The sequence below is a fragment of the Catellatospora aurea genome (genome assembly GCF_042663325.1).
Classification (GTDB): domain Bacteria; phylum Actinomycetota; class Actinomycetes; order Mycobacteriales; family Micromonosporaceae; genus Catellatospora; species Catellatospora aurea.
The window spans coordinates 124,793-137,759 of sequence record NZ_JBHTAC010000009.1; the positions used below are offsets into that span (position 1 = coordinate 124,793).

9 protein-coding genes and 1 pseudogene are annotated in these 12,967 nt (G+C 72.5%); 7 read left to right on the forward strand and 3 right to left on the reverse strand.

The annotated features are described in order from the left end of the window. Positions 1-239 precede the first annotated feature (239 nt). From ACFQO7_RS11625 to ACFQO7_RS11640, 4 genes and pseudogenes are all read left to right on the forward strand, one after another. Entirely contained in the window at positions 240-2,684 is a 2,445-nt protein-coding gene (locus ACFQO7_RS11625) for a PQQ-dependent sugar dehydrogenase (protein ID WP_376806371.1), read from the forward strand. 65 nt (positions 2,685-2,749) lie between these two features. Continuing rightward, positions 2,750-3,214 (forward strand): annotated as a pseudogene (locus tag ACFQO7_RS11630) (CBM35 domain-containing protein); the annotation flags it as partial. Positions 3,215-3,301: 87 nt separating this feature from the next. After that, a complete protein-coding gene (locus ACFQO7_RS11635) occupies positions 3,302-4,624 on the forward strand; it encodes a cellulase family glycosylhydrolase (protein ID WP_417281896.1) in 1,323 nt (440 codons plus the stop codon). A 170-nt stretch (positions 4,625-4,794) separates the two neighbouring features. Then, a complete protein-coding gene (locus ACFQO7_RS11640; RefSeq protein ID WP_376806372.1) occupies positions 4,795-5,934 on the forward strand; it encodes a hypothetical protein in 1,140 nt (379 codons plus the stop codon). Between the two features lie 108 nt (positions 5,935-6,042). Here the strand turns inward: ACFQO7_RS11640 and ACFQO7_RS11645 are convergent, their stop codons facing one another. The 3 genes from ACFQO7_RS11645 to ACFQO7_RS11655 are packed head-to-tail and all read right to left on the reverse strand — an operon-like array spanning position 6,043 to position 8,227. After that, positions 6,043-6,483: a hypothetical protein gene (locus tag ACFQO7_RS11645; protein WP_376806373.1), complete on the reverse strand. Its 441-nt coding sequence runs from the start codon at positions 6,481-6,483 to the stop codon at positions 6,043-6,045. Beyond that, complete coding sequence (locus ACFQO7_RS11650; protein ID WP_361048891.1) at positions 6,483-7,052, reverse strand: RNA polymerase sigma factor; 570 nt, start codon at positions 7,050-7,052, stop codon at positions 6,483-6,485. Before ACFQO7_RS11650 ends, ACFQO7_RS11645 begins: the two co-directional genes overlap by 1 nt. Then, positions 7,049-8,227, reverse strand: coding sequence for a S8 family peptidase (locus ACFQO7_RS11655; protein WP_376806374.1), 1,179 nt, complete (start codon positions 8,225-8,227; stop codon positions 7,049-7,051). The genes ACFQO7_RS11650 and ACFQO7_RS11655 overlap by 4 nt, the downstream gene beginning before the upstream one ends. Before the next feature lie 147 nt (positions 8,228-8,374). Here ACFQO7_RS11655 and ACFQO7_RS11660 point away from each other — a divergent pair, with 147 nt between their 5' ends. The 3 genes from ACFQO7_RS11660 (at position 8,375) to ACFQO7_RS11670 (ending at position 12,967) form a co-directional block, all read left to right on the forward strand. Continuing rightward, positions 8,375-10,927 (forward strand): CHAT domain-containing protein, encoded by a 2,553-nt coding sequence (locus ACFQO7_RS11660; RefSeq protein ID WP_376806453.1) that lies wholly within the window; start codon positions 8,375-8,377, stop codon positions 10,925-10,927. A 124-nt stretch (positions 10,928-11,051) separates the two neighbouring features. Next, on the forward strand, positions 11,052-11,744 hold the full coding sequence (locus ACFQO7_RS11665) for a hypothetical protein (protein ID WP_376806375.1): 693 nt from the start codon (positions 11,052-11,054) through the stop codon (positions 11,742-11,744). 2 nt (positions 11,745-11,746) lie between these two features. Continuing rightward, positions 11,747-12,967 carry a phage tail sheath family protein gene (locus tag ACFQO7_RS11670; protein ID WP_376806376.1) on the forward strand — a complete coding sequence of 407 codons (1,221 nt, stop codon included), beginning with the start codon at positions 11,747-11,749 and terminating at the stop codon, positions 12,965-12,967.

The window sequence follows — 12,967 nt, forward strand, 5'->3', positions numbered from 1 at the left end:
GGAAGTTCACAGTCTCGGCAAGTCTTGGCAAGTACTTGCCAACGCGGGACCTGTGAAGCGACATCTCCGGGAGCATGCCAATTCGGACTGATCGGCTTGACCGCACTGATGTGGACCAATATCGTTCACAGTCTATAAGTTAACTTAACTAACACTCCTGGCTGGCATCCGCCGTCCCGCTGCCCCGAGCGTCCGTTTCCGGTCTCGCGGAGCCAGTCGCGAGGAACGGAGCCCCCCGTATGAACTCCCCACCCCTGCGCCGCCTCGCCGTACTCGCCACGGCGATCTGCGTCGCCGCGAGCATCGAGGTCGTCGCCGCCGCACCGGCCGCCGCCGACACGGTCGGCCCGATCACCGGCGTCGCGTCCGGCAAGTGCATCGACATCCCGTCCGCGACCACCGTCAACGGCACCCAGGTGCAGATCTACACCTGCAACGCCAGCGCCGCCCAGACCTGGACCGTCGGCACCGACGGCACCATCCGGGCGCTGGGTAACAAGTGCCTCGACGTCGCGGGCGGCGTCAACGCCAACGGCACCAAGGTGCAGATCTGGGACTGCTCGGCGACCAACCCCAACCAGCAGTGGACGTACAGCAGCACCGCCCGCACCCTGGTCAACCCGGTCACCGGCAAGTGCCTCGACGTCGTCAGCGGCAGCACCGCCGACGCCGCCAAACTGCACCTCTGGTCCTGCATCGCGAACCTGACCAGCCAGCAGTGGAACCTGACCACCGGCCCGCCGCCCGCGTTCACCGACTACCAGGCCGAGAGCGCGACGATCTCGCAGGGCCTGGTCGAGTCCAACCACGCCGGCTACACCGGCACCGGGTTCGTCAACTACGACAACGTCACCGGGTCGTACGTGCAGTTCACCGTGTCGGTGACCGCCGCCGGCAACTACCCGCTGACCCTGCGCTACGCGAACGGCACCACGATCGACCGCCCGATGGACATCACCGTCAACGGCAGCCCCGCCGCCCCCGGCCTGTCCTTCGCCGGCACCGGCGCGTGGCCCACCTGGGCGGACAAGACCCTCACCGCGAGCCTGACCGCCGGCACCAACACCATCCGCGCGACGGCCACCACCGCCAACGGCGGCCCCAACCTGGACCGGCTGCGGGTCACCGCCCCGTCGGACAGCCAGCCGCCCACCGCGCCCGGCAGCCTGCGCGTCGTCGGCGAGGTCCGCCCCAACGGCGTCGACCTGGCCTGGAACGCGTCCACCGACAACGTCGGCGTCGCCCGCTACGTCGTCTACAACGGCGGCAACGTCGTGGCCGAGGTCGGCGGCAACATCCTCACCGCCGCCCTCAACAACCTGCAGCCCAACACGTCGTACGTGTTCAGCGTGCTGGCCTACGACGCGGCCGGCAACCCGTCGCAGGGCAGCAACAACCTGCCCGTCACCACCCCGCCGAGCACCGACACCCAGCCGCCCAGCACCCCGGGCAACCTGCGCGCCACCGGCGTCACCGCGAGCACCGTGACCCTGGCCTGGAACGCGTCGACCGACAACGTCGGCGTGCGCGGCTACCGCGTTTCGCGCAACGGCACCCAGATCGCCGACGTGCCCGACCTGACCGCGTCCGACACCGGCCTGACGCCCGCGACGACGTACCAGTACACGGTGCTGGCCTACGACGCCAACGGCAACACCTCACCGGTCAGCGCCGTGCTGCCGGTGACCACGTCCACGCAGGCCGGCGGCGGCGACCCCGTCTTCGACCGCAACGTCAACACGCAGCTGGACCTGCCCTGGGGCATCGCGTTCCTGCCCGACGGCAGCGCCCTGGTCGCCGAACGCGACCGGTTCGAGATCGTCCGGGTCACCCTGGCCGGGCAGAAGACCGTCGTCGGCACCATCACCGAAGCCGTCACCACCACCGGCGAGGGTGGCCTGCTCGGCCTGGCCGTCGGCCCGAACTTCGCCACCGACCACTGGGTGTACGCGTTCCACACCGCCGCCTCCGACAACCGCCTCGTCCGGTTCAAGTTCGAGAACGGGGCCATCGGCCCGCGCGAGGCGCTGGTCACCGGCATCGCCAAGAACCGCTTCCACAACGGCGGCCGGGTCAAGTTCGGACCCGACGGCTACATCTACATCACCACCGGCGACGGGCAGGACAGCAGCCGCTCGCAGAACCTCAACTCGCTCAACGGCAAGATCCTGCGGGTCACCACCACCGGCGCGGCCGCGCCCGGCAACCCGTTCGGCACCCGCGTCTACAGCCTCGGCCACCGCAACCCGCAGGGCCTGGCCTGGGATTCGCAGGGGCGGCTGTGGTCGTCGGAGTTCGGCGACAACACCTGGGACGAGCTGAACATCATCACCCCGGGCTCCAACTACGGCTGGCCGACCTGCGAAGGCACCTGCAGCAACCCGGCCTTCGTCAACCCGGTGCGCACCTGGAGCACCGCGTCGGCCTCACCCAGCGGCATCGAGATCGTCAACGACTGGATCTACATGGCGGCCGTACGCGGCACCCGGCTGTGGGTCATGCGCATTACCGGAAGCACCACCGACACCCCGCGGGCGTTCTTCAACGGCTCCTGGGGCCGGCTGCGCACCGTCGTCAAGACCCCCGACGGCGGCCTGTGGCTCACCTCCACCAACAACGACATGAACGGCGGCACGCCGACGGTGCTCAACAACGTCATCGTGCGCCTGCGTTTCGCGTCCTGACCGGCGCGGGCCCGTGGCCGCACCGCCACGGGCCCGCACCCCCGACGACAGCTTGGAGAACGTGCATGAAGATCCTCAGTAGGCCGTGGCGCGCGGCGGCCGTCGCGTCGCTGGTGACGCTGACCGCCCTCGCGGTCGGTGCGACCCTGCCGGCGTGGGCTGCGCCGACGCGCTACGAGGCCGAGTCGGCGACCATCTCGCAGGGCGTCGTCGAAGCCAACCACGCCGGTTACTCCGGCAGCGGGTTCGTCAACACCGACAACGCCATCGGCTCGGCCGTGCAGTGGACGGTGAATTTGCCCAGCGCCGGAAACGCCACCCTGACCATCCGGTACGCCAACGGCAGCGGCGCCAACCGCCCCGCCGACATCATCGTCAACGGCACCGCCGTGTCCGCCGCGAGCGCCTTCAACGCCACCAGCGCGTGGACGACCTGGACCAACAAGACCGTCACTGCGCTGTTGGCCGCCGGGACCAATACGATCCGGGTCGCCGCGACGACCGCGACCGGCACCGCGAACCTGGACTACCTCGACGTCGAGGTCAGCACCGGGCCGAGCGAGACGCTGCTCTCGCGAGGCAAGCCCGCGACCGCCTCCTCGGTCGAGGACGCCACCCTGCCCGCGGGCAACGCCGTCGACGGCAGCACGACGACCCGGTGGGCCAGCGCGGCGGGCGTCGACCCGCAGTGGCTGCGCGTCGACCTGGGCGCATCGTCGGCGATCACCCGGGTCGAGCTGAACTGGGAGGCGGCCTACGCGACCGGCTACCGGATCGAGGTGTCCGCCGACGGCAACGCCTGGACCAGTGTCTACAGCACGACCACCGGCAACGGCGGCACCGACTCGATCACCGGGCTGAGCGCCAACGGCCGCTACGTTCGCGTGTACGGCACGGCGCGGGCCACCCAGTGGGGCTACTCGCTGTGGGAGTTCGACGTGTACGGCACCGGCCCGTCCGTGCCGCCCAGCCCGAGCGCCTCGCCGAGCCCGCCGACCGGCACCACGCCGGTGGCGATCAACGGGCAGTTGCGGGTGTGCGGCGTGAAGCTGTGCAACCGGTACAACCAGCCGATCCAGCTGCGCGGCATGTCGACGCACGGCATCCAGTGGTATCCGCAGTGCGTCAACGACTCCTCGCTCAACGCGCTGGCCACCGACTGGAACGCCGACGTGCTGCGGGTGTCGATGTACATCCAGGAGGACGGCTACGAGACCAACCCGCAGCTGTTCACCGACCGGGTACACGGCTACATCGAGCAGGCCACCGCGCGCGGCATGTACGTCATCGTCGACTGGCACATGCTGACCCCGGGCGACCCGAACTACAACCTGATCCGGGCGCGCACGTTCTTCACCGCGATCGCGCAGCGGCACGCGAGCAAGACCAACATCCTGTACGAGGTCGCCAACGAGCCCAACGGCGTCGGCTGGGCCGCGATCAAGAGCTACGCCGAGCAGATCATCCCGACCATCCGCGCCCTCGACTCCGACGCGGTCGTGCTGGTCGGCACCCGGGCCTGGTCGTCGCTGGGCCTGTCGGACGGCGCGAACGAGACCGAGGTCATCAACAACAAGGTCAACGCGACCAACATCATGTACACGTTCCACTTCTATGCCGCGTCGCACGGCAGCAGCTACCTCAACGCGCTGTCGCGGGCGGCCGACCAGATCCCGATGTTCGTCACCGAGTTCGGCACCCAGGAGGCGTCCGGCGACGGCCTGAACAACTTCACCCAGGCGCAGGCCTATCTGGACCTGATGGCGGCCAAGAAGATCAGCTGGACGAACTGGAACTACAGCGACGACTTCCGCACCGGGGCCGTGTTCACCACGGGCACCTGCGGCACGGGGCCGTACGCGGGGACCAGCCGGCTCAAGGCCGCCGGGGTGTGGGTACGCGACCGCATCCGCACCGCCGACAACTTCCCGACCGGCTGAGCGGGCCCGGTCAGGGGAACGCGGGCCCGCACACCAGTGTGCGGGCCCGCCGTCAGTCCTTCGGGTGGTGTCCGATGCCCGCCACCGCGGGCCGTATCAGGCGCGGGTCGCCGCTCATCTGCTCGGGTACACGCGGTCACCCCGACCGCGTGCCGCCCCGAGGAGGCAGCATGCAGCCCGACCCGACCGCCTGGCAGCTCATCAAGCAGCGCGCGCTGATGAAGTACCGGCTCAATCTCAAGAAGCTGAACCTGCTCGTCGGCGTGCAGGTCAACGACCTCGACGAGGAGTCGTTCACGAAGCTGGCCAAGGACACCACCGGCACCGAGTTCAACCTCGACAAGCCTGAGCTGGCCCCGATCGCGATGTGCGACAACGGCGGCACCGGCATGGCGAAGCTGGCCGAGGCGTGCGAGGTCCAGTCGAACGCGAAGGACGGCACGTACCGGCCGCGCAGCCCGTACTTCGTCGGGTTCAGCTGGGTGCTGCGGCGCAACAACCGGCTGGGCAAGGAGCACGCGTACCTCAACCACACCTACGCCCAGCCGGTGCCGGAGGAGTTCCAGAAGGAGTTCGAGGACACCACGTCGTGGTCCCCGTTCTGGGGGATGCTGTCGATGTTCTCGCCGGCCGGCGGCCCGGTGCCGGCGCTGAAGCGGTTCGGCCCGTCGATCGGCGACCCGTTCGCCGAGGGTGACGTGCTCGGCGAGCTGGAGGACCAGCGCAAGCTCATCGAGCACCGGGAGCAGATGATCGCGGCGAACACGCCGCCGCAGGGGCTGCTGCACCTGGGCAACGCGGTCATCGACTTCAGCCGCCCGTTCATCATCGAGACCCCGCTGTACATCCACCGGGGCGGGCTGGCCAGCACCACGCCGCAGCACCCGCTGGACGGGCACACGGGCTGGATCCAGTCGTACCACAAGAAGAACAAGACGGTGAGCTTCACCGCGGCGGCCGGCGGCCGCAACAGCGTCCCGGGCGTGGACGAGTTCAACCTGACCTGGGCAGGCAACGTGTTCGGCCTGATGCTGGTCAGCTTCGCGGCGATCATGAAGGTGAATTCGGGCCGCAAGCGCCCGCTGCTGAGCCTGACCGACGGGATCACCTACGGCGACGCGTACCACGCGTACAACGAGAACCGGTGGCTCGGCGCGCGCCGGGCGATGACGTCGGTCGCCGACATGTTCGCCGGGTTCGGGGCGCTGACCCGGTCCGGGTTCGGCACGCACGTCGTGGAGAGCCCGGCCGAGGACGGTTCCATCGACCTGGAGCTGGTCGTGGAGGGGCCGAAGGAGGAGCAGCTGTAGCGGTGGACGACTGGCGGGCGGCCCCCGTTGACCGCCCGCCGGACCCGATCGGTGAGATCGGGTACGTGGGGGCGGGCCGACTGCAACGGCCCGCCCCCACCTGCGTTTTCAGATCAGGGTCCAGGACGTCTGGACCGGGCCGCCCTGCGCCGGATGGCAGTGCAGGCGCAGGTGTCCGCGGGTCACGCAGGCCACCGAGAACCGGCCCAGCGGGTCGGCCTCGACCCAGGTCGGGCCGTCGGCATGGTCGACGCGGATGCTGGCCGGCTGCGGCGGCACGAGCTGGCCGGTCAGCGCCGCGGTCAGCCCGGTCACCGCCACCTCCATCTCGATGGTCAGCTCGCCCGCGGTGAACGTGAACAGGTCGGGCAGGTCCTCCCCGCGCACCCCGGCCAGGTCGATCTGGCGTACCAGCTGGGCGAGCGCGGCGTCGGTGTCGCGCCAGGCGAGGCTCTCCTTGGCGAGCGCGATCAGGTGCGCCGGCACCGGGTCCATGCGTGTGGTGAGCCCGCGCAGCTCGGCGGGCATGTCGTCGTCGTACGCGGTCATCAGGGGTTCAACCTCCGGCGAAGCTGGTCGAGGCAGCGCGCACGGGTCGGGCCGATGCTGCCGACGGGGATGTCCAAGGCCGAGCTGACCTCGGCGTAACTGGGGGCGGGGTCCATCAGCAGCAGCCGCAGCACCGACTGGCACTGGCCGGGCAGCTGCCCGAACGCCCGCCACAGCACGCCGTCGCGTTCGCGGCGCAGCAGGTCGCTGTCGACCTCGGGGGCGGTGCGGTCCTGCGGTTCGAGGGTGAGCAGGTCACCGACGGGCAGGTCGCGTCCGGCGCGGCGCAGCACCGCGAGGGACTCGCGCCGGGCGGTGGTGGCCAGCCACGAACCGAGCCGCTCGGGTTCGCGGATCGCGCCCAGGTGCTCGACCAGGCGCAGCCAGGTGGCCTGGAAGACGTCGGCGGCGTCGGCCTGGCCGAGCCGGTGGCTGCGCGCCACCGACCAGACCAGGCCGGAGTACCGCTCCACGATGGTGTTCCAGGCGCGCTGGCTGCCCTCGGCGGCCTGGCGCAGCAGCGCGGCGGTGTCCGATTCGGGCAGCGTGTGGGGCGGCGTCTGGGTCATGCCAGCCCCGGGTATCCGCCGTAGGAGCGGGTCGCGGCGGCCAGCACGGCCTTGCGCGCGACCTCGGTCGAGCCGCTGCGGACCGTCTGCTCGGCCAGCAGCGCCACGACGTGCGGTGTCGCGAACGAGGTGCCGCTCCACAGCGCCCAGCCGGTCGGGAACTGGCCGTGCTTGACGAACGTGCTGGTGATGTCCGCGCCGGGCGCGGTGAGGGTGACCCACGGGCCGGCGTTGCTCCAGTCGCACAGCTCCGTGCCGTCGTGGGCGGCGACGGCGACGACCTGGTCGGCCCAGGGCACGTCGGTACCGGCGAACGCGGCGGGCCAGAACGGCCGGTCACGCAGCCCGTCGTTGCCCGCGGCGGCCACGACGAGCCGGTCGCGGCCGGTGAGCAGCGCCGACAGGGCGGTGGCCAGGGCCAGGGGCGGCTGGTCGTCGAGGGTGTACCCGCCGAGCGACAGGTTGATCAGCTTCTCGTCGGTGAGCCGCGCGAACGACAGGATCAGGTCGGCTTCGGTGCACAGGCCGAACGTGTCCAGCACCCGCATGGCGCGGACGTCGGCTTTGCCGGTGCGGGCGCCGATGACGCCGATGATGAAGTTGGCGTGCCCGACGTCGCCGTCCATCACACCGTCGTCGTCGACGTCGGTGTCGATCTCGTAGTCGGTCGGGGCGGCAGTGTAGGCGTGCGCGGGCAGCGGGCTGTCGCGCCACACGCCGGTGTCGATGACCGCGACGCCGACCTGCTGGCCGGGTTTGCGCGGGCCGGGGCGGTCGCCGGGCTTCGGGGCCGGCTGCGGCGGGCCGAACGGGCCGCCGTGCTCGAACGGCGTGGACACGAACACGTGGTTCGGGCTGACGACGGTGCGCTCGTCGCCGTCCCGGGCGGCGGCCTCCCGCACCCGGCGGGCGGCGGTCGGCACGTCCAGGCCGTCGGCGCGCAGCCGCAGCAGGCCGGGGGCGAGTTCGGTCTCGCCGACGCCGCGGGTGTGCCCGAGGCCGCCGAGGACGCGTTCGGCCGACGCCCGGTGGTCGGACAGGACCAGCAGCTCGTCACGGGTGTACCAGACCGGTTTGCGGTCGGCGCGGGTCTCCTGGCCGAGCCAGGGCAGCCCGGCCATGCGCCGGGCTCGGCGGTCCTGCCAGCGGTGCAGGCGGTCCTGCGGCATAGCCATCGTCGTTCCTCCGTCTCGTGTTGCGTCCTGCAACAGAGTGCGGCCGACGGCCTGCTGATACATCCGGATGTGTCGCAACGCTGACACTACTGTCCGTGTCGATAGGACGGTCGTGCGAGAGTCTTCCAGCATGAGCGCGTGTTAGCGATGGTCATGGCCGACCCGCGACGGGCCGGGGTGCTCGGCGAGCGGCTGCTGGCCCGCGCCGAACGTGACCGCGACCCCGCCGGTGTGGCGATGTCGTTGCGAATCCTCGGCCTGGCGGCCCGTGAGCTGCAGGATCCGGCTCTGGCCGCCGCGCGGCTGCGGCGTTCGATCGCGGTCGCGGGCCGGGCCCGCCTGCCGGAGCTGGCGGCGTTGTCGCGGATGAGCCTGGCGCTGGTCCTCAACGACCTCGGCCGTCCCAACGCGGCGCTGGCCGAGATCGGCCGGGCCCTGTCGGCGCTGGACGGGCTGCCGCTGGCCAGGGCGCGGATGCAGCACGGGATCCTGCTGCGCCGGCTGGGCCGCGACGAGCAGGCTTTGGCCGCGTACACGTCGGCGCTGGCCGCGTTCCGCCGCCACGACGACCGGCTGTGGCAGGCCAGGGCGCTGACGAACCGGGGTGTGCTGCAGACCTACCGGGGCGCGTTCGCGCAGGCCCGCGCCGATCTCGGGCGTGCCGAGCAGCTGTACCGCGAGCTGGCGCTGCCGGCCGCGGCGGCGCAGGCGCAGCACAACCTCGGGTTCGTGGCGGCCTCCAGCGGCGACATCGTCACCGCGCTGACCTGGTACGACAAGGCCGACGAATACTTTCGGCGCAGCGGCTCGCGCCCCGCCGAGGCGCTGATCGACCGGGCGGAGCTGCTGCTGGCGGCGCGGCTGCTGCCCGAGGCGCACCAGACGGCGCAGGAGGCTGTCGAGATCGCCGCCGCGGCCCGGCTCGGCACGCTGCTGCCGCAGGCCCGGCTGCTGCAGGCGCAGGCGGCGCTCGCGGCCGGTGACGCCGACGGCGCACGGGAGGCGGCCCGGCTGGCCCGGCGCGCGTTCCTCCGCCAGGAGCGCGGGCGCTGGGCCGTGCACGCCGAGTACCTGCAGGTCCGCGCCGCGCCGCGGCGGCGCACCGCCCGGTTGCGGGCGCTCGCCGACGCGCTCGACGCGGCCGGGTGGCCCGAACAGGCCCTCGAAGCACGGCTGTACGCCGCCGAGAGCGGCGACCCCGGCGCGCTGGCCGACCTCGCCGGTGTCGTGCCCGGACACGGCCCGGCCCGGTTGCGCATCCGGGCCTGCCACGCCCAGGCGCTCAGCCGGCTGCACCACGGCGACCTCGCCGGGGCCCGGCGCGCGCTGCGCCACGGGCTGCGGCTGCTCGACCAGTACCGGGCCGCGCTCGGCGCGACCGAGCTGCGGGTGCTCAGCTCTGCCGAAGGCGGCGACCTCGCCGCGCTCGGCGTACGCCTGGCGCTGTCGCAGCGCTCCGCCCGGCAGGTGCTGGCCTGGGCCGAACGCTGGCGCGCCGCGACCCTGCGCCTGCCCCCGAGCACCCCGGCCGACGACCCCGACCTGGTACGCGAACTCGCCCAGCTGCGCCGGGTCACCGCCGAGCTGGCCGGCGACTCCCTCGACGCGATCCGCCGCACCCGGCCCCTGCAGCGCCAGCGGGCTCTGGAGGACGCGATCCGCCGCCGCACCTGGCGCACCGGACCCGCGACGTCGCCCGTGGACGCCCCGGGTTCCGTCGACGAGATCACCGCTGGGCTCGGTGAGCGCGCCCTGGTCGAGCTCGTCGAGCAGGACGGGCGGCTGCTCGCCGTCGTCGTCGCCGGTGGCCGGGTGCGGCTGTGCCCGCTGGTCGACGCGGCCGCGCTCGGCCCGGAGATCGCGGCGCTGCGGTTCGCGATGCGCCGCCTCGTGCTGCGGTACGGCTCCCCGGCGTCGCTGGCCGCCGCCGAGGCCGCCGCCCGCCACGGCCTGCGCCAGCTCGACGACTGGCTGCTGCGGCCCGTCGCCGCGCTGATCGGCGACCGGGACCTCGTCGTCGTGCCCACCGGAGCGCTGCAGGCGCTGCCCTGGGCGGCCATGCCGAGCTGCGGCGGGCGGCCCGTCACCGTGGCCCCGTCCGCGACCGCGTGGGCGCGTGGCACCGCCAACCGCCGCGCCGACCTCGACGAACGCTTCGTGCTCGTCGCCGCCGCCCGCCCCGACCACGCCATCGGCGAAGTCCAGGCCCTCGCGGCGCTCGCCCCCGGCGCGCAGCAGCTCACCGGACCGCAGGCCACCGTCGCCGCGACCCTCGCCGCGATCGACGGGGCGCGCCGGGTGCATCTGGCCGCGCACGGCGAGTTCCGGGCCGACAACCCGCTGTTCTCGCACCTCGACCTCGCCGACGGGCCGCTGACCGTGCACGACCTGACCATGCTGCGCCGCGCCCCGGACCTGGTCGTGCTGTCCGCCTGCGACACCGGGCTGTCCGCGGTGCACCCCGGCGACGAGCTGATGGGGCTGACCGCCGCGCTGCTCGGCGCGGGCGCCCGGACCCTGGTCGCCAGCACCGGGCCTGTCGACGACGAAGCCACCCGCGAACTGATGCTCGGCCTGCACCAGCGGCTGCGTGCCGGACACGACCCGGCCGCCGCGCTTGCCGCCGCCCAGGCCGCCGCGCCCGTCGAACGCTGGGCGACCGCGTACAGCTTCAGCTGCTTCGGCTCCGGGGCCGCCTGACCTGCGTCGGAAATCAGCGCCCGACCCGTCACGCAGCTGACAGCAGTGGGTGTATCACCGCCCGTGACCGGACGCTCTGTCCTGCGATCGTGCCGCCCCGGCACGAGACGAGGCGGAGGTTCCGATGCGGTATCACGAGGACCACGGGCCGTTGGCCCGGGCGTCCGCGCTGCTGCTGGCCAGCCTGGCCGAAGTCGACGTCGCGGTGCGGGTCGAACACCCGGCCGCGGCGACCGGAGTGCAGTCCGGCGCCTTCGGCGGACCGTGGGTGGCCGTGTGGCCGTACGCGGTCCTGCCCGAGACGCTGCCCGCACGCTCCGGTGACCCGCTGCGCCTGCGGGTCCGGTTCCTGCTGCACGCCGACGGCCCCGAGGCCACCGCGATCGAGGCCCTCGACCGCATCCTCACCGGCGGTGTGCCGTACCTGCTCGCCGAGCCGGTCCCGGACACGCTGTGGACCGCGCTCGGGGCACGGCTGCGCGTCGCGCTGCTCTGCGAGGTCGCGGTGCACGTCACCACGGCCGCCCCGCACATCCCCCGGGTGACCCAGCCGGGCCGGCTGGACACGGTGTCGCTGCGGCGGCTCACCGGCCGGGTGCAGACCCCCGGCGGGGTGGCGCTGGTCGGCATGCGGGTCTCCGCCGCCGACGGCACCGCCGCGTCGTACACCGACACCCGGGGCCACTTCGAGCTGCCCGTCGCCGCCGACCGGCCGGTGCGCCTGTCGGTCGCCGGTCGCGGGCTGCTGCTGTCCGCCGAGGTCGCGGCCGTCTCGGCCGAACCCGTCGTCATCACCTGCGAGATCCAGGAGGTCTAGCAATGCCTGTGTACTCCTCACCCGGCATCTACGTCGAGGAGGTGTCCGGTGGCAGCAGGCCGATCGAGTCGGTCGGCACCAGCACCGCCGGATTCGTCGGCACCGCACCGGACGCCGCCGCGCGCCGCAACGAGGCGGTCGCGGTCAACAGCTGGTCGGAGTTCGTCCGCGTGTTCGTCGGCGACGCCACCGCCAGCACCCCGCTGTCGCGGGCCGTGTACGGCTTCTTCGACAACGGCGGCGGCCGCTGCTACGTCGTCAACATCGCCCCCGGTGAGCCGTTGGCCGGCAAGGGCCGCCAGCGCAGCGGGCTGCGGCTGCTCGAAGCGATCGACGAGGTCGCCATCGTCGCCGCGCCCGGCTACACCGACGCGCTGTCGTACGAGGACCTGCTGTCGCACTGCGAGCTGATGGGCGACCGGATGGCCATCCTCGACGGGCCGGAGCACACCGGCGACGTCGAGCGGCTCACCCGCGTCGGCGGCGCGACCCCGGCCAAGCCCCCGGCGAAGAAGGGCCCGGCCGACAGTGTCGACGCCGCCCCGGCCGAGGACAACAGCGGCCTGCGCCCGCGCCAGTCCGACTACGGCACCTTCTACGTGCCGTGGCTGGTCGTGCGCGACCCGCTGACCGGCGACGTCGTCAACACCCCGCCCAGCGGCCACGTCGCCGGGGTGTGGGCCCGCACCGACACCCTGCGCGGCGTGCACAAGGCCCCGGCCAACGAGCCGGTGCGCGGCGCGGTCGACCTGTCGTACCGGGTCACCAAGGTCGAGCAGGACGTGCTCAACCCGGCCGGGGTCAACTGCATCCGGCACTTCCCGGCCGAGGGCATCCGCATCTGGGGCGCCCGCACCCTGGCCGCTTCCGGCAGCGAGTGGCGCTATCTGAACGTCCGGCGGCTGTTCAACATGCTCAAGGAGTCCATCGGCGACGGCACCCGCTGGATCGTGTTCGAGCCCAACGACACCCTGTTGTGGAAGTCGATCCGCCGCGACGTCAGCGCCTTCCTCACCCGCGTGTGGCGCGACGGCGCGCTGCAGGGCCGCTCGCCGCAGGAGGCGTTCTTCGTCAAGTGCGACGAGGAGACCAACCCCGCCGACGTCCGCGACGCGGGCCAGGTCGTGACCATGATCGGCATCGCTCCGGTCAAGCCGGCCGAGTTCGTCATCTTCAAGATCAGCCAGTCCGCCGGTGCCGGCGGCGACCAGGCAGGAGCCTGA